A 17,182-nucleotide genomic window follows, 5' to 3' on the forward strand; every position below is an offset into this window, starting at 1 on the left:
AATCAGTGTCGGCGGTCGGCAAAAGCCGGCGCCTTTCAGCGCGCTGCGGCCGCCCGGCGCGCCGGCTCGACTTAACCTTTACGCGTCTTTAATCGCGGCTCACTAGGGTTCCGATGCGGTTCGGGGTTGGGCCGCGCCATCGGCCAGGACGGCCGTTGTTGCGTTCGCGTTGGAGTCTCCCATGGATATCATGACGAGCATCGGGCTCGTGGCGGGCATTGTCGTCATCGCGACGATGATGCTGCTGGGCGGCGATCTCCACATGTTCATTTCCGAGCATGCGATGATCATCATCTTCGGCGGCTCGACCGCTGCGACCATGATCCGCTTTCCGCTCTCGACGCTGATCCACGGCCTGCCGCTCGGCGCCAAGTTTGCCTTCACGATGAGCCGTCTGTCGGCGCACGATCTGGTCGACGAGCTCGCCCGCATCGCCGAGATCGCCCGCAAGCAGGGGCCGGTGGGTTTGGAAAAGGTCGAGACCGACGAGCCGTTCCTCGCCAAAGGCATCCGCTACGTCGCCGACGGCTACGACCTCGATTTCATTCGCGACAATCTCGAGCGCGACCGCGACAATTTCCTGATGCATCTGGACGAAGGCAGCAAGATCTACCGCGCGATCGGCGACTGCGCGCCGGCCTTCGGCATGGTCGGCACGCTGATCGGCATGGTGCAGATGTTCGCAAACATGACCGACCCGTCAAAGCTCGGCCCGTTCATGGCGACCGCGCTGCTCGCGACTCTCTACGGCGCGCTGGTCGCCAACCTGTTCTGTATCCCGATCGCCGACAAGCTGCATGGCAAGCTCCTGGACGAAGAGACCAACCGCACATTGATCATCGACGGCATCCTGATGATCCGCGACTCCAAGAGCCCGACGCTGGTCCGCGAAATGCTGCTGGCCTATCTGCCCGAGAAGCACCGCCACGCCGAAGGCGAGCCGGTGCCGGCCTGAGGCCGCGCGTCGGGATTTGAGACATGGCCAAGAAGAAGCGCGGCGATTCACACGGAGGCGGTCACGGCTGGTTCGTGACCTTCGCCGACCTGATGGGCCTGATGATGAGCTTCTTCGTGATGCTTGTCGCGTTCTCGACCCAGGATGCCAACAAGCTGAAGGTCGTCGCAGGCTCCATGCGCGACGCCTTCGGTGTTCAGACCGAAGCGCGCTATTCCGGCATTGTCGAGTCTGACGGCCTGCCGACCCGCCCACGGCTGAAGAACGTCGATCACATTCAGCCGGAGGATTCCTCCAACACGCCGACGCCGGACCAGGAGGATCGTGACCGCACGTCGGGCGCGAAGATCAAGGTCGACCGCAATTTTGCACTGGCGGCGGCGTCGCTGCGCCAGGCGCTGCAGGACATGCCGGAACTGACCGAGATGTCCAAGCACATCATGTTTGAGGAGACCAAGCAGGGCCTCAACCTCGAGATCGTGGACCAGGACGGCCGCTCGATGTTCGCCGACGGCTCCAAAGTGCCCTATGACCGCACCCGGCGCCTGATCGAGAAGCTCGCTGTCCCGCTCAAGGCGACGCCGCTGCGCGTCTCCATCGCCGGCCACACCGCGGCTGGGTTCGTGCCGACCCGCAGCGACTACGGCGCCTTCGACCTGTCGGCCGACCGCGCCAATGCCGTGCGTCAGATTCTCGAACGCGAGGGCCTGCCGGCCGCCCATGTCTTTGCCGTCGCCGGCAAGGCGGATACCCAGCCGCTGTTTCCGGACGATCCCTCGCTCGCGGCCAACCGGCGGGTGACCATCACCCTGATGCGCGAAGATCCGCCGCTGCCGCCGAATCTGAAGCCGTAGGGCGCATTGGAGGGAAGCGGACCCTGTTTCGCGCGGAGAAAGCGCGACAAAACAAGGATATTGAGCCAATTCCCCTTCATTAGGGAACGGAAAGGCTCAGGGCTCTTGTACCACCATCTCACCTGAGGCATGTCGTCGCGTGGGCAACGACCGTTGCTGCGCCGTCACAGCATCCGCCCCGGCGCCTGCTATGGTGATGTGCCAATTGACAGGCGCGCCGGAACCGTCAAAAGGCGCCGGATCAATTCTCGGGCAGAAGCGTTCCAGTTTCATATGACGGCGAGCATCACATCGACCGAAGCTCCGGACGGGCCGGTCACCTCGGGTTTCTGGGGCCTGACGCTCGGGAGCATCGGCGTTGTCTTCGGCGACATCGGCACGTCGCCGCTCTACGCATTCCACGAGGCGGTCAGGGGCGCGGCCCATGGCCAGCCGGTCTCGCGGGTCATGGTGCTCGGCGTGCTCTCGCTGATCCTCTGGGCGCTGCTGATCGTCGTCACCGCCAAATACGTGCTGCTGCTGCTGCGCGCCGACAACAACGGGGAGGGCGGCACGCTTTCCCTCATGGCGCTCGGCCAGCGCGCGCTCGGGCGGCGGAGCTGGTTCCTGATGGCGCTCGGCGTCGTCGGCGCCTCCATGTTCATCGGCGATTCCATGATCACGCCGGCGATCTCGGTGCTGTCGGCGGTCGAGGGTCTGAAGCTCGCGACCCCCGCCTTCGAGCACTATGTCGTTCCCCTGACCGTTCTCATCCTGGCGCTGCTGTTCGCGGTCCAGAGCAAGGGGACGGCGCTGGTCGCCTCGGCCTTCGGGCCGGTGATGGTCGTCTGGTTCACCGTTCTTGCCGTGCTGGGCGCCATTCACATCGCCGACGATCCGTCGGTGCTGGCAGCGATCAATCCCTATTACGCGCTGCAATTCCTGCTGTCGCACGGCACCATCGGCCTGGTGACGCTGGGCGCGGTGTTCCTCGCGGTGACCGGCGGTGAGGCGCTCTACGCAGATCTGGGCCATTTCGGCCGCAAGCCGATCCAGTCGGCCTGGATGTTCTTCGTGCTGCCCTCGCTCCTGATCAACTATTTCGGGCAGGGCGCGCTGGTGCTGTCAGATCCCAGCGCGATCGAGCACTCTTTCTATCGCATGGTGCCCGAGCATTTCGTGCTGCCACTGGTCGGGCTTGCGACCGCCGCGACCGTGATCGCGAGCCAGGCGGTGATCACAGGGGCCTATTCTCTGGTCTATCAGGCTGTGCAGCTCGGTCTCCTGCCGCGCTTCGAGGTGCGCTTCACCTCGGAAACTCATGCCGGCCAGATCTATCTGCCGCGTGTCAACCGGCTGCTCCTGATCGGTGTGATGCTGCTGGTGCTGTTGTTCCACACCCCCAGCAATCTGGCTTCGGCCTACGGCATTGCGGTTTCCACCACCATGGTTGCCGACGGCATCATGGGCTTCATCGTGATCTGGAAATTGTGGAACTGGCGCGCCGCGACGGCCGCAGCCGTGATCCTGCCCTTCGTCGTGGTCGACATCAGCTTCTTCAGCGCGAACCTTCTGAAGCTGCTGGAAGGCGCCTGGGTGCCGCTGCTGTTCGGCGTGATCATGGCCGGGACAATCTGGACCTGGCGGCGAGGGTCCGGGATCCTGATCCAGAAAACGCGACGTATCGAGGTGCCGCTGGACGATCTGATCCGGAGCCTGGAGAAGCGGCCGCCGCACATCGTCAAGGGCACCGCGGTGTTCCTGACCAGCGATCCCTCCTTCGTGCCGACCGCGCTACTGCACAATCTCAAGCACAATAAGGTGCTGCACGAGCACAACGTGGTCCTGACCATCGAGACCGCGCACACGCCGCGGGTCGACCTGTCGGAGCGTTTCCGGATGGAGAAGATCAGCGACAAGTTCTTCAAGGTCCGCCTGCGCTTCGGCTACATGGAGCAGCCGAACGTGCCCAAGGCGCTCGCGATCGCGCGCAAGCAGGGCTGGCAGTTCGACATCATGTCGACCTCGTTCTTCGTGTCGCGGCGTTCGCTGAAGGCGTCGGCGCAGTCCGGCATGCCGCTTTGGCAGGACCATTTGTTCATCGCGCTGAGCCGGTCCGCCAACGACGCTACCGACTATTTCCAGATTCCCACCGGACGCGTGGTTGAAGTCGGAACCCAAGTCACCATCTAAACGGCGATCGGCAGAGGCATGCAAAATTGCATGTCTAAGGCCCGAAATCGGGCTAGGCTATGCCGGCAGCGCAGGCCTATAAGCCGCGCGCTCCTCGCCGTTGTGCAGCGAAGCATTTTTAGAGGCCATCAGGCTCTCCCATGACAAGTGACGTAGCGATTTCCGCCCCGGAAACGGCGGCGGCCAATGGGCATGGCGATGCCCACACCACCGCCGGCTTCGGTGCGCTGACGCTCGGCAGCATTGGCGTCGTCTACGGTGACATCGGCACCAGTCCGCTCTACGCGTTCCGCGAGGCGGTGATGGCGGCTTCTGGCGCGGAGGGGTTGCCGACGCCGGCGGCGGTGCTCGGCGTGCTCTCCCTGATCCTGTGGGCGCTCATCGTCGTGGTGACGCTCAAATACGTCGTGATCCTGCTCCGCGCGGACAACAACGGCGAGGGCGGCACGCTGGCGCTGATGGCGCTGGCCCAGCGCGCAGTCGGCACCCGCGGAACAACCATCGTCATGCTCGGCATCATTTCCGGCGCCCTGTTCTACGGCGACGCCGTGATCACGCCGGCGCTCTCGGTGCTGTCGGCGATCGAAGGCATGAAGGACATCACGCTGCACTTCGAGCCCTACATCGTACCGCTGACCGTGATCATCCTGGTCGGTCTGTTTGCCGTGCAGTCCCGCGGCACCGCGCGCGTCGCCGCCTTCTTCGGCCCGATCATGTGCGTCTGGTTCGCGGTGATCGCGATCGCGGCGATCCATCCGATCATCCAGCAGCCGCAGGTGCTGTTCGCGCTGAATCCGCTCTACGCCGTGTCCTTCATGATCCACCACGGCATCATCGGCTTCGTGACGCTCGGCGCTGTGTTCCTGGCGGTCACCGGTGCCGAGGCGCTCTATGCCGACCTCGGCCATTTCGGCAAGCGGCCGATCCAGACCGCCTGGCTGTTCATCGTGGTGCCGTCGCTGGCATTGAACTATCTGGGGCAGGGTGCCCTCGTGCTCGGCGACCCCGGCGCGATCGTGAGCCCGTTCTTCCAGCTCTTTCCGCAAGGTTTTTTCCGCGGCTGCATGGTCGTGCTGGCGACCGCCGCAACGGTTATCGCGAGCCAGGCGGTCATCACCGGTGCCTATTCGCTGACGCGTCAGGCGATCCAGCTCGGCCTGTTGCCGCGCTTTGAAATTCGCCATACGTCTGAAGCCCATTCGGGCCAGATCTTCATCCCGCGCATCAACCAGCTCCTGCTGGTCGCGGTGGTCCTGCTGGTGCTTTTGTTCCGCTCCTCCAGCGCGCTGGCCTCGGCCTACGGCATCTCCGTTACCGGGACCATGGTGGTCACGGCGTTGATGGGCTTCGTGGTGATCTGGAAGGTCTGGCGGTGGTCGCCGTTCACGGCTGCCGCCCTGATCGCGCCGTTCCTGTTCCTCGACCTCACCTTCCTCGCCGCCAATCTGCTCAAGGTGTTCGAGGGCGGTTGGGTGCCGCTGGCACTCGGCGCGCTCATGATCATCCTGATGTACACGTGGCGGCGCGGCAGCCGGCTGCTCTTCGAGAAGTCGCGCAAGCTCGAATTCCCGCTTGCCGACCTCGTGGCGATGCTGGAGAAGCGGCCGCCGCAACGCGTGCCCGGCACCGCTGTGTTCCTGACCAGCGACCCCCTCAGCGCGCCGACCGCGCTGATGCATAGTCTGAAGCACTACAAGGTGCTGCACGAGAAGAACGTCATTCTGACCATCGAGACCGCACAGACCCCGCGCATCGATCCGGCCGAGCGGGTGAAGCTGGAGCAGATCTCGCCGACCTTCTCCAAGGTGACGCTGAAGTTCGGCTTCATGGAATCGCCCAACGTGCCGAAGGCACTGGCGATCGCCCGCAAGCTCGGCTGGCAGTTCGACATCATGTCCACCTCGTTCTTCCTGTCGCGGAGGGCGCTGAAACCGGCCGCCCATTCCGGCATGCCACGCTGGCAGGACCGGCTGTTCATCTCGCTCAGCCGTTCCGCCAACGACGCCACCGACTATTTCCAGATCCCCTCCGGCCGCGTCGTCGAGGTCGGCACCCAGGTCACCATCTGAAGTGACGATCTGATCCTCCATCTGAAGGTCGCGCTTCAAGTCGCTGCGATTTAGCTTTAACTTGCGCAAGGCAGCTCAAGCCTTTGTAGCGCTTGATTTTCACCGGCCGAGAGGCGAGGTTGCCGCCCGCCGGGATCGCCCCGGCAGCGGCCCGCGACGTTGGAGGATGATGTGGCAAATCAAGTACAGGATCTGACCCCGGACGAGGTCTCCAAGGGTGTCGCGGAAGGGCGCTATCTCCTCGTCGACGTGCGCGAGCCGAACGAGGTCGAGGCCGAGGCCTATCCCTACGGTGTGGTCGTGCCGCTCTCGACCTTCGATCCCAAAGCGATCCCCGATCCCGAGGGTAAGGAGGTCGTGTTCGCCTGCCGCTCGGGCAAGCGTTCGGTGACGGCCTCGCTGGCGGCGCAGGCCGTGGGCCTGCCTTACGACAAGCATCTGGCGGGCGGCATGCTCGGCTGGAAGGCGGCGGGTCTTCCCAGCAAGGTCGGCGGCTGACCCCGCCGATGTCCAAGAGCTCGTCCCTCAACAAGGTCTTCGCGGACCTTCCCGTCACCATCTTCGAGGCAATGTCGCAGGCCGCGCGCGACAATGCCGCCATCAATCTCGGGCAGGGCTTTCCCGACGATCCCGGGCCTGAGGACATCCGCCGCGCTGCGGCCGAGGCCTCACTGAACGGCTACAATCAGTACCCGTCAATGATGGGCCTGCCGGAACTACGCCAAGCGATCGCGACCCATTACGGCCACTGGCATGGCCTCGAGCTCGATCCGATGAGCGAGGTGATGGTGACCTCCGGCGGCACCGAGGCCCTGACCTCGGCCATCCTCGCCGTTGTCCAGCCCGGCGACGAGGTGGTGTGCTTCCAGCCGGTTTACGATTCCTATCTGCCGATCATCCGGCAGGCCGGCGGCATTCCGCGCCTGGTCCGGCTCGAGCCGCCGCACTGGCGGCTGAATGAGGACATGCTGAAAAGCGTCTTCAATTCAAAGACCAAGGCGGTGCTCTTCAACAATCCCCTGAATCCGTCTGCGGTGGTGTTTCCGCGCGAGGACCTCGAGCTGCTGGCGCGCTACTGCCAGGAGTTCGACGTCATCGCGATCTGCGACGAGGTCTGGGAGCACGTCACTTTCGACGAGCACAAGCACATCCCGCTGATCACCATCCCCGGCATGCGGGACCGCACGATCAAGGTCGGCTCTGCCGGCAAGATCTTCTCGTTGACCGGCTGGAAGATCGGCTTCGTCTGCGCCGCGCCGCCGTTGCTGCGCGTTGCCGCCAAGGTGCACCAGTTCCTGACCTTCACCACCGCGCCGAACCTCCAGGCCGCCGTCGCGTATGGCCTCGGCAAGCCCGACGATTACTTCCTGTCGATGCGCAAGGACCTGGCGCGGAGCAGGGACCGCCTCGCCAAGGGGCTGGAGAGCCTCGGCTTCCCGGTGCTGAAGTCACAGGGCACCTACTTCCTCACCGTCGACCTGTCCCCGCTCGGGCTGAACGAGAGCGACACCGAATTCTGCTGGCGGATCGTGAAGGACTACAAGGTCGCGGCAATTCCGGTGTCGGCCTTCTACGAGCAGGACCCGGTGACCTCGGTGGTGCGCTTCTGCTTTGCCAAGAAGGACGAGACGCTCGACACCGCGCTGGAGCGGCTGTCGGACGCGGTGCGCGGGCGCAAGAGGTAGGGAGATGATCAACGTCAGCCGCTTTGGTTTTGGCCTCGCGATCGCCGCCGCGCTGACGTTGCTCTCCGCCCCCGCCGGGGCCGAGGAGCGGGTCGTCAACTTCTACAATTGGTCGAACTACGTGGCGCCCGACGTCCTCGAGGCCTTCACCAGGGAGACCGGCATCAAGGTGGTCTACGACACCTTTGACGCCAACGAGACGCTAGAGACGCGCCTGATGGCCGGCAAGTCCGGCTATGACGTCGTGGTGCCCACCGCCTATTTCCTCCAGCGCCAGATCAAGGCCAACATCTTCCAGAAGCTCGACAAGTCGAAGCTGCCGAACCTGGCCAATGCCTGGCCGGTGGTGACCGAACGTCTCGCGATCTACGACCCCGGCAATGTCTACGCCGCCAATTACATGTGGGGCACGACGGGCATCGGCTACAACGTCGCCAAGCTGAAGCAGATTCTCGGAGCAGATGCGAAGATCGAGAGCTGGGACATCGTGTTCAAGCCGGAGAACCTCGCGAAATTCAAGGACTGCGGCGTCCACATGCTGGATTCCGCCGACGACATCTTTCCGGCGGCGTTGAATTATCTCGGGCTCGATCCGAACTCGACCAAGCAGGCCGACCTCGAGAAGGCCGCCGACGTCGTCGCCAAGGTGCGGCCCTCCGTGCGCAAGTTTCATTCGTCCGAATATCTAAGCGCGCTCGCGACCGGCGAGATCTGCTTCGTGGTCGGCTGGTCCGGCGACATCATGCAGGCCCGCGCCCGCGCTTCCGAAGCCAAAAGCGGCATCGAGATCGGCTTCGCCATCCCGAAGGAGGGCGCGCAGATGTTCTTCGACAATCTCGCAATCCCCGCGGACGCCAGGAACGTTAGGGAAGCCTACGAGCTGATCAACTATCTCTACCGTCCGGACGTGGCCGCCAGGAATACGGACTTCCTGTCCTACGCCAACGGCAATTTCGCCAGCCAGAAGCTGGTCGATCCGAAGATCCTGAACGACAAGAATATCTATCCGGACGAGGCAACGCTCGCAAACCTGTTCGTCATCACGGCGCGCGAGCCGGCGACCCAGCGGGTCATCAATAGGCTCTGGACCAGGGTGAAGACGGGGCGGTAAGACGCTGACAGGAAGCGGACGCACACCTTGCTCAGTCGTCGTGCCCGGGCTTGTCCCGGGCATCCACGTCTTTCCTGCTGTGTGGCGATGCGTGGATGGCCGGAACAGGCCCGGCCATGACGGGAAGAGTTGCGCCCGCGACCGCTACCGCCACCTGCGGTGCAGCCACAACCACTGCTCCGGATGCTCGCGGACCCAGCCTTCCACCACGCTCGTGATCGCCTGCGTGGTGCCCTGGATGTCGATCTTGCCGTCGGCGTCGCGCACCGGCTGGACCTCTTCGGTGATCTCGGCGGTGAAGCGGCCGCCGGGCAGGCGGATGACGCGGACGCCGTGGATTGGGCATTCGACCTGGCGCAACAGGCGCGCCAGCATCGGATTGGCGCGGGTCTTGCGGCCGAAGAAGGTGACCTCGACCCCGCCGGTCAGATACTGGTCGATCAGCATGGCGACGTGCTTGCCGTCCTTGAGCGCCTGCGCGAGCCGCAGCGGCGCGTCGCGCCCCGCCGGGATCAGCGTGCCCATGTTGACCTGGCGCATCTCCTGGATGATGCGGTCGGCAGACGCAATATTCGGGCGCCGGTAGAGGATCGCCGCGTCGAGCCCGTGTGCGACGGCGGCGAGCGCCGGCAATTCCCAATTGGCCAGATGCGCGGCGAAGATCAGCGCCGGCTTGCCGTCGTCACGGATGCAGTCGAACAGCTCGATGCTGCGGCTGGGCAGTTCGATCCGACTGTTTTCCGGATGATCGCGGTCGTAATCCCAGACGTGATCCATATGGGCGAATTCGGCGCCGACGCGACCGAGATTGTCCCAGACGCCCATCAGGATGGATTCGATTTCTTCGGGCGACTTGTCCGGAAACGCAGCGGCGAGGTTGGCGCGGCCGATGCGGTGCTCGCGAAGGCGGGGCCCGATCAGCCTGGTGACGCGTGCGAAAAAGTCCGAGGTCTTGGCCGGATCGAAATAACGCGTGGTGCGCAACATGCCGACGGTGGCAGCGCCGATCAGGCCTCCACCAATCGACTTGGCCGTCTCCCGCGCGCGGGCCTTCGTCCTCGCAGGAAGCAGCGCCATGCGTCCGGTCAGGCCGGTTCGCGGGTCAGGATCAGCGAGGCGTTCTGGCCACCGAAGCCGAACGAGTTCGACATCACTGCGGTGACGCGGGCATCGCGTGCCTTGTTGCCGACGACGTCGAACAGGATCGTGGGATCCGGATTGTCGTAGTTGATCGTCGGCGGGATGCGCTGATGCTCCAGCGTCAGCAGCGAGAAGATCGCCTCGACCGCGCCGGCGGCCGAGATGGTGTGGCCGACCATCGACTTGTTGGAGGTGACCGGAATCTTCGAGATGAGATCGCCGAACACGGCCGATGTCGTGTTGTACTCCATCTTGTCGTTCTCGGGCGTCGCGGTGCCGTGCGCGTTGATGTGGTCGATCTGGTCCGGCAACATGCCGGCATCGGCCAGCGTCTTGTTCATGCAGCCGATGATCGGCTTGCCGTCGGGCGAGGAGCGGGTACGATGGAAGGAATCGGTGAGCTCGCCGCAGCCGGCGATCACGCCGAGAATTTTTGCGCCGCGCGCGGTGGCGGCTTCATAGCTCTCGAGTACCAGCGCACCTGCGCCTTCGGCCATGACAAAACCGTCGCGGTTCTTGGAGAAGGGACGGGAGGCCGCCTGCGGCGGATCGTTCTGGGTCGACAGCGCCGAGAGCAGCGAGAAGCGCACCAGCGCCTCCGGATTCACGGTGCCGTCGGTCGCCACGCACAGCGCGGCATCGGTCTCGCCGCGGCGGATCGCCTCGACGCCGAGCTGGATCGAGGTTGCGCCCGAAGCACAGGCCGTCGACAACGAGATCGGCGAGCCCTTGGTGCCGAAAGTCTCGGCGAGGTAGGCCGCGACCGAACCGAACATGAAGCGGTGGTGATAGGCGCTGTACTTGCCGCCCCCGGAGATGCGCAGCAGATCGTCATAATTGAAGTCGAGCTTACCGACAGCACGGCCGAGCTCGCGGCGCTGCGGCCATTCGACTTCGACAGGTGCGACCGCAAGGAAGAGAGGACCCGGGAAATCCGCCTTGGCGCCGATGCCGGCCTGGTCCAGCGCCTCCTGCGTCACCAGTTCGGCCATCCGCTCCGACAGGGCGGTGGAGGAGAACGGATCGACGCTGACGAAATCCACCGTGCCGGCCATCGTGGTTTTCAGGCCGTCGACCGGAAAGCGCGTGATGGTGCGGATGCCGGATTCGCCGGCGACGAGCTTCGCCCAATTGTCGGTCTTGCCGTTGCCGAGCGAGGTCATGATGCCCATGCCGGTGACGACGACGACGGGACGCCCGAGTTTGTCGCGTGGTGCAGTCATGTCGATCCCCGCTTGAGCTGGAGCATGATTCGAAAAAGCGTGACGCGGTTTTTCGAGAAGATCATGCCCAAACAATAACCCGCCAAAGCGCAACGCGCCTTAGCTTACTGCCTCGACCAGCGCCATGCCTTCGCCGCGCCAGTGTCCGGCCCCCACCACCACAATCTGGGTGGGCGCTCCCTGCATTTCAATCTCGGTGCCCGTGGAATCGTTCGGCGGAAACAGCGCGCCGCGAGAGATCGACAGCGCGGCGAGCGCGATGCCGAGCGGGAATTGCGTCTCCATGGTGTGGCCGAACATCGTGCCGGTCGAGCGCACCGGGAACTCGGCGTGGCCCTTCAGGAATCCGCGCTCTTCTGATGTCGCCGGCTCGGCGCCGGTCGCACCGGATATGATCGCGCCCTTGCCGTCGCGCTTCGGCAACTTTGCCCAAAGCTTCTCCAGCGTCGCCGCCATGTCGCCGGGGGTCTTGCGCCGGGCGAGGTCGGCAACGACGCTCGACAGCTTTGCGAACGGCTTTGCGCCGCGCGCTTCCGCATGCGCCTTCGATTCCAGCACCAGGAACGCGCCAGCCGAGCCGAGCGCGAAGCCGGCGTGGTCCTTGCGCGCCCACACGGGGGCGAACTTGTCCTTCAGATTGAAGTCGCCGAATTCGTAGAGGACCATCAGGTCCTTGCGCTCGCCATTGTGCGAGCCGCCGATCAACGCGATGTCGCTCTCGCCGGAGGCGATGCGCGACAATGCGATGCGGGCGGCATCGGCGCCGGCAACCTCTTCACCCATGAAGGTGCGGGAGGTGCCGCCAATGCCGTGCACGATGGCGATGTTGCCGGCGAGCAGGTTGGAGAGCTGGGCCAGGAACAGCGTCGGCCTGAGATCGCTCATCAGCCGCTCGTTGAGGAAGCCCGGCGCGTTGGCGCCCTTGGCCTCGGCCGTGAGCACACCGGTGTCGACGTTGAGATCGCGCTCGCCGCCGCCGGCGGCGACCACCATGTCGATCTTCGACAGGATATCCTTGTTGCCCTTGATCCCGGCGGAGTCGAGCGCAAGCCCGGCCGCATAGGTGCCAATGCGCTGCCAGGCTTCCATCTGGCGCTGGTCGCCCTTCTTCGGAATCTGGCTGTCGAAGGTAACGGGCATCAGGGGGTGCACGATGTAGGGCGCAAACCCCTTCTCGTCGACATTGATGCGCTTCTCCTGAAGCGCGGCCCAGTTGGCGTCCAGGCCCTCGCCGAGCGAAGTGGCCAGGCCAATGCCCGTGATCCAGACTTCCGTCTGGGCGGGCTTCGAAGCAGTCTCGGTCATGGCGATACGGCCTGTTGCGGAAAGCCGACGCGTTTGGCGACCGCGTCCATGTGGGCACGCATATCCGCATGGGGAAAGGGAATCTGCGTGAAGGTCAGCGTCGAATTCGCGCGCAGCTTGCCGCCGACCTTGATCTTGGCTTCGGTCACGGCGTAGCCCGAGCCCTGATGGGCCAGGCTCGCCTCGATGCTCATGAGATCGCCGGGGAAGACCGAGCCGCGGACCTTGGCCTCCTTGACGGCAGCCAGGATCGGCATGCGCTCGAATTTGAGCACGCCAAGCTGAAGCCAGCCCGAGGCCTGCGCCATCGATTCGATCAGGAGCACGCCGGGCATCAGGGGATAGCCCGGGAAGTGCCCCTCGAAGATGGTGCTCTCCATCGGGACCTGAGCCTCGACGACAATCGTCTTCGCGTCGACGTTGAGGTCGACGACGCGATCTATCATGTGGAAGTATTCGAGTTGCATGACCGCGCGCTTAGGCGCTCGCGCCCTTGGCCGCAACCAGTTCGTCGATGCGGGCGCACAGGTTTTTCAGCACGAAATACTGCTCGGTGGTCGCTTTGCCGTCGTTGACCTCCTGGGTCCACTTTTCCAGCGGCAGCTTGATACCGAACTGCTTGTCGATCGCGAACGCGATGTCCAGGAAATCGAGGCTGTCGATGCCGAGGTCATCGATGGCATGGCTATCCGGCGTGATCGTGTCGCGCGGGATGTCGCAGGTTTCAGCGATGATCGTAGCGACCTGATCGAATGTGGAGGACATCACTAAGCCTTTGATATATTGCAGATATTTGTCAGATTTTCCAGAGTGGAACGGTGGGTGGGCATCGCGCCCCGATGACGCCCTCAACCCCCCTCTGGCCGGGTCGAAAGCCCGTATATCGGAGCGCCGCCCTGAGTTCAATGGAGCCGGCGGGTGTGGGCACAGGGCTGGGGATGCCAGGCTGAGCCGTTTCCGCCGAAGCACCGTCGGCGGGCCGCGCCAGACGTCTTGCCTGCCAAATGTTTTGCCTAGATGTGCGGCGTCGTGATTTTGACGCAGTCGCGGCGGCCCATCAGCACGCAATCCTGGGTCCGGCGCAGGTCGGCGATGCTCACCGCGAGCCATATCCCGATCGCGGTCAGTGCAATGGTGAAGGCTAGCGCCGCGATGTTGGCGAGCATGCGATGGCGGAAATCGTCCGGCTCACTGCGGGGCTGCTCGTAGCGCGACAGGTCGAGCGGCTCGGGCGCGACGCGCAATTGCTGCACGCTGCCGTTGCCGCGGTAGCCCGTCGGGGAAGGCGAGGTGCGCGGCCTGAACTGGAGCACCCGGTGCTCGTCATCCGAGCTTATGGGCCGCTGGGTTGTCATGGCGCAGGGATCACTCCGAAGCAGCGATTTTTAGATAGCATACGTGGTGAACGCGTTGCAGAAAATCTTCTCACACGCACGTACATTGCGCGTTTGCACTATCCTGCAGGGCTGCGAACGAAGGACCGCGGAACCCTGATCGTTCCGGCATGCAGAGGGTGCGATGCAATAATCTCCGCCGAGCCGAATGCATTGCCGGCGCGATGCCCATGGCATAGTCCAGGGAACCTGACCACGCAGCTGCAACCATATTAAGGGCCTTTCGATCATGACCAATACGCGCGAACCGAGAGTGCATCCGGTGCCGATCCTGTCGCTGCGGCCGACGCAGATGACGGTCGGGATGCGCGAGGTCAAGGAGAAGCGCAAGCGCTGGCGCGAGCACGACAAGAAGAAGCAGGCCGATCTGCTCGGCAAGCATATGATCCCCGTCGTGCACGGCCCCGACGAGCGCTATTACGTGATCGACCATCATCATCTCGGTCGCGCGCTGCACGACGAGGGCGTCAAGGAGGTACTGGTCACCATCGTCGGTGACCTCAGGATGGTCGAGCGCGAAGCGTTCTGGGGCGTGATGGACAACAAGCGCTGGGTTTACCCCTACGACGCCAAGGGCGAACGGCGACCATTCCGCGATTTGCCCAAATCCGTCGTCGATCTCAAGGACGATCCCTTCCGGAGCCTTGCCGGCGAGCTGCGCCGTATGGGCGGCTTCGCCAAGGACACCACGCCCTTCTCCGAATTCCTGTGGGCCGATTATCTGCGCCGAAAGCTGTCGCGCAAGGCCGTGGATGCCAATTTCGACAAGGCGCTCGAGAAGGCGATGTTCTCAGCCAAGAGCAAGGACGCGATCTATCTGCCCGGCTGGTGCGGACCGGCGGAGGATGATTAGGCGCAACGCTCGCAGCAGTCCGGCATGCGGCCCGGCAAACCGGATCTGATCACAGCCTCTTGAGCGAAACCATCTTCCGTCCGCACGAAGCCGTGCTGAAACAAAGCCGTGCCATCTGTACGAGTGTCGAGCTCACACAGGAGGCCGAAATGCGCCGTCTGGTTTTCGCCGTTGCCCTGCTCGTGGTTGCTTCAGCCGGGATCTCGGCATCATTTGCCGCAGTTCACCATGCCAAGACGTTGACGTTTTCCGAGCGCTTTGCCCCGGCGCTCGAGTTGATGGCGAAGCGCTAGTCCAGCGCCATAGTGCTGCGCAGCCGCTGGCAATGCAGTTGCGACAAACCTGCTGCCCAACGGCGTCGCGCGCTTGACGTATCGCAAACAGACTTTTGGGGCCGGCCGCTAAGGTCCGCCGGCATGACCGCCGAACCAGCCTTGCGCATCCGCGTCGCCAGGTGGCTCCAGATCATGCCGTCTGGAGACATGATGATGAGTCTGATTCTTCGCATTCTGTTTGTGTTCGCCGGAGCTGTCACTGCGCTGTTCGTCGCGCGTGACGCCCTGAACTTCACGATCATCCAAACTTTCGTCGCCGTCCTGCTGATGACCGCCGTCGTGGCTCTCGGGAGCCTTTGGAGCCTGCGGCGCAAGGCGTGAGCGAGGCCCGTCGGTTCAACCAGCAGCGTCGTGATCGATTTTGCGCAGCCGCACAAAGGCGGCCCAGGCCCGCGGATAATCCTTGTCCGTGGGATCAATCGCAAGTAGCGCGCGGCATGCTTCCTTGATCTCCTCAGGCGAAGGACGCTTGGCCGGAGTCCCGGATGACTTGGCTTGCTCCCATCGACCCTCGATATCTTTCGCGAAAGCCAGGGCCTCGGCGCTCGTCCGCTTCTGGGTCGATTTCGCCAGCGGATGGTCCGAGGGGAAATTCGGCCATGCGGCTGGCGGTTGGTCGACACGCCATGTCAGTTCATCTGCTTGTCGCGCCTCCACCGCCGAATTTGAATGCTGTGCTGCTGGCGCCCATCCTGCCCCTGCTGAGGCTGCCGAACCTGACGAGCCGGTTGATCTCCGCGGGACCGCCGAACCTGGCGCGACCGCCGCTGTCTGTCCCGCTAGCTGGCCAAGCTGTTGCTCCATCGTTCCGCCGCTGGACTTGGGGATGATTTTTTCGACGGTCTTGATCATCGACAGCGCGCCTGGCGATATCAGCGTGTTCTGGTCGGCAATTTTGTCATCGGCCGCGCCTGGGCAGGGCTTGTAAGGAGAACGCTGCGACGTTATCCGCCCGTCGTCGTCGATACGGGCAAAATCGATCGCGACGGTGTAAACGAACGCGGCCTCGACATACTGCCTGTCCTGATCCATCGCCTTTACGGAGCCGCATACGTATTTTGCCTGGTCTGCATCGATCGTTCGCAGGCCGTTGAAGTGAGCTGAATTCGGCGCAATGAGGACGCGTAAGACGGCAGCCCGTGCCTTGCCATGCTCCGATTCGAACATGCTCCATATCTCGTTCGCGTTGATGATCTCCGGCTGATAGTTCCATGCGTATCCGGCCGCGAAGAATGCCGTGCCGATACAGGTCGCGATCACAAATGCCCGCACGTTCATGAGAAGCCCCCAACAGGCACGACTCAGCCGCGTCCCCGTTGACGGAAACTGCGCAAGTTGTGCCAAAGCGTTTGTGCTAGTTGAGGGTGAGATTCTTAATTAAACGTGTACGATTGCGAAAACGCAGAGTTCCCGTCAAACGGGAACTCATCCGCTGCTTTTGTCCGCAATGCCGTTCCTTCCGCGCTCGCGGCGGTCGATCATTTCTTCGGCAGCCGTCCCATCAGATAGAATTCGTCGTTCGGCCGCATGCCGGTGAAATTCGCCAGCCGGTTCGACAGCGCAAAGAAGGCGGAGATTGCGGCGATGTCCCAGATGTCGTCGTCGTTGAAGCCGTGCGGCGCGAGCGCGGTGAAATCGTCCTCGGAAATCCGCTGCGCATCGGCCGAGACCTTCATCGCGAAGTCGAGCATCGCCTTTTGCCGCGGCGTGATGTCGGCCTTGCGGTAGTTCGTGGCGATCTGGTCGGCGATCAGCGGGTTCTTGGCGCGGATGCGCAGGATCGCGCCGTGCGCAATCACACAATACTGGCACTGATTGGCTGCCGAGGTCGCGACCACGATCATCTCGCGCTCGGCTTTGGTGAGGCCGCCGTCCTTCTCCATCAGCGCGTCGTGGTAGGCGAAGAAGGCGCGGAACTCGTCCGGGCGGTAGGCGAGCGTCAAGAACACGTTCGGCACGAAGCCGCTCTTCTCCTGCACGGCGAGGAGACGTGCGCGGATGTCGTCAGGGAGCGCATCGAGAGCGGGAGCGGGGAAGCGTTGCGCGGCGGTTTTTGTCATTGGCTTGTTTTCCGGATCGGGGGCAC

Annotated in this window: 18 protein-coding genes; 10 read left to right on the plus strand and 8 right to left on the minus strand. The window is 63.8% G+C overall.

All coding sequences use genetic code 11. From position 1 onward, the window contains the following. Window positions 1–181: 181 nt before the first annotated feature. From AC0L3S_RS04985 to AC0L3S_RS05015, 7 genes are all read left to right on the plus strand, one after another. On the plus strand, window positions 182–955 hold the full coding sequence (locus AC0L3S_RS04985; protein ID WP_007592499.1) for a motility protein A: 774 nt from the start codon (window positions 182–184) through the stop codon (window positions 953–955). Between the two features lie 23 nt (window positions 956–978). Then, a complete protein-coding gene (locus AC0L3S_RS04990) occupies window positions 979–1,809 on the plus strand; it encodes an OmpA/MotB family protein (protein WP_007592497.1) in 831 nt (276 codons plus the stop codon). A gap of 273 nt (window positions 1,810–2,082) precedes the next feature. After that, window positions 2,083–3,981 carry a potassium transporter Kup gene (locus AC0L3S_RS04995; protein ID WP_007608836.1) on the plus strand — a complete coding sequence of 633 codons (1,899 nt, stop codon included), beginning with the start codon at window positions 2,083–2,085 and terminating at the stop codon, window positions 3,979–3,981. Window positions 3,982–4,121: 140 nt separating this feature from the next. Further along, window positions 4,122–6,050 (plus strand): potassium transporter Kup, encoded by a 1,929-nt coding sequence (locus AC0L3S_RS05000; protein ID WP_473278296.1) that lies wholly within the window; start codon window positions 4,122–4,124, stop codon window positions 6,048–6,050. Between the two features lie 171 nt (window positions 6,051–6,221). Beyond that, window positions 6,222–6,548, plus strand: a complete 327-nt coding sequence (locus tag AC0L3S_RS05005; protein WP_473257697.1) for a rhodanese-like domain-containing protein — start codon at window positions 6,222–6,224, stop codon at window positions 6,546–6,548. Window positions 6,549–6,556: 8 nt separating this feature from the next. Further along, window positions 6,557–7,735 carry an aminotransferase gene (locus AC0L3S_RS05010; protein ID WP_473257695.1) on the plus strand — a complete coding sequence of 393 codons (1,179 nt, stop codon included), beginning with the start codon at window positions 6,557–6,559 and terminating at the stop codon, window positions 7,733–7,735. A 4-nt stretch (window positions 7,736–7,739) separates the two neighbouring features. After that, window positions 7,740–8,846: a polyamine ABC transporter substrate-binding protein gene (locus AC0L3S_RS05015; RefSeq protein ID WP_473278297.1), complete on the plus strand. Its 1,107-nt coding sequence runs from the start codon at window positions 7,740–7,742 to the stop codon at window positions 8,844–8,846. A 144-nt stretch (window positions 8,847–8,990) separates the two neighbouring features. Here the strand turns inward: AC0L3S_RS05015 and AC0L3S_RS05020 are convergent, their stop codons facing one another. The 6 genes from AC0L3S_RS05020 to AC0L3S_RS05045 form a co-directional block, all read right to left on the minus strand. Then, complete coding sequence (locus AC0L3S_RS05020; RefSeq protein ID WP_473278298.1) at window positions 8,991–9,923, minus strand: lipid A biosynthesis lauroyl acyltransferase; 933 nt, start codon at window positions 9,921–9,923, stop codon at window positions 8,991–8,993. Window positions 9,924–9,931: 8 nt separating this feature from the next. Beyond that, the gene (locus AC0L3S_RS05025) at window positions 9,932–11,209 is read right to left on the minus strand and encodes a beta-ketoacyl-ACP synthase (RefSeq protein ID WP_473278299.1); all 1,278 of its coding nucleotides are present in this window, start codon (window positions 11,207–11,209) and stop codon (window positions 9,932–9,934) included. A 99-nt stretch (window positions 11,210–11,308) separates the two neighbouring features. After that, entirely contained in the window at window positions 11,309–12,514 is a 1,206-nt protein-coding gene (locus tag AC0L3S_RS05030; RefSeq protein WP_007592478.1) for a beta-ketoacyl-ACP synthase, read from the minus strand. Next, complete coding sequence (locus AC0L3S_RS05035) at window positions 12,511–12,981, minus strand: 3-hydroxyacyl-ACP dehydratase FabZ family protein (RefSeq protein WP_007608856.1); 471 nt, start codon at window positions 12,979–12,981, stop codon at window positions 12,511–12,513. The genes AC0L3S_RS05030 and AC0L3S_RS05035 overlap by 4 nt, the downstream gene beginning before the upstream one ends. 10 nt (window positions 12,982–12,991) lie before the next feature. Continuing rightward, window positions 12,992–13,279, minus strand: a complete 288-nt coding sequence (locus AC0L3S_RS05040) for an acyl carrier protein (protein WP_007592476.1) — start codon at window positions 13,277–13,279, stop codon at window positions 12,992–12,994. 248 nt (window positions 13,280–13,527) lie between these two features. Next, on the minus strand, window positions 13,528–13,869 hold the full coding sequence (locus AC0L3S_RS05045; RefSeq protein ID WP_473278300.1) for a hypothetical protein: 342 nt from the start codon (window positions 13,867–13,869) through the stop codon (window positions 13,528–13,530). A gap of 268 nt (window positions 13,870–14,137) precedes the next feature. Between AC0L3S_RS05045 and AC0L3S_RS05050 the strand changes: the two genes are divergently transcribed. The 3 genes from AC0L3S_RS05050 (at window position 14,138) to AC0L3S_RS05060 (ending at window position 15,417) form a co-directional block, all read left to right on the plus strand. Then, on the plus strand, window positions 14,138–14,761 hold the full coding sequence (locus AC0L3S_RS05050; RefSeq protein ID WP_473257683.1) for a ParB-like protein: 624 nt from the start codon (window positions 14,138–14,140) through the stop codon (window positions 14,759–14,761). Window positions 14,762–14,820: 59 nt separating this feature from the next. Then, window positions 14,821–15,054 carry a hypothetical protein gene (locus AC0L3S_RS05055; protein ID WP_473257681.1) on the plus strand — a complete coding sequence of 78 codons (234 nt, stop codon included), beginning with the start codon at window positions 14,821–14,823 and terminating at the stop codon, window positions 15,052–15,054. A 141-nt stretch (window positions 15,055–15,195) separates the two neighbouring features. Next, the gene (locus tag AC0L3S_RS05060) at window positions 15,196–15,417 is read left to right on the plus strand and encodes a hypothetical protein (protein WP_473278301.1); all 222 of its coding nucleotides are present in this window, start codon (window positions 15,196–15,198) and stop codon (window positions 15,415–15,417) included. Window positions 15,418–15,432: 15 nt separating this feature from the next. On the opposite strand, the gene AC0L3S_RS05065 is transcribed toward AC0L3S_RS05060, so the two are convergent. After that, a complete protein-coding gene (locus AC0L3S_RS05065; protein ID WP_473278302.1) occupies window positions 15,433–16,374 on the minus strand; it encodes a hypothetical protein in 942 nt (313 codons plus the stop codon). Window positions 16,375–16,574: 200 nt separating this feature from the next. Next, window positions 16,575–17,156: a peroxidase-related enzyme gene (locus AC0L3S_RS05070; protein ID WP_473257675.1), complete on the minus strand. Its 582-nt coding sequence runs from the start codon at window positions 17,154–17,156 to the stop codon at window positions 16,575–16,577. Window positions 17,157–17,182: the final 26 nt, after the last annotated feature.

The organism is Bradyrhizobium sp. Ken01 (genome assembly GCF_055807355.1).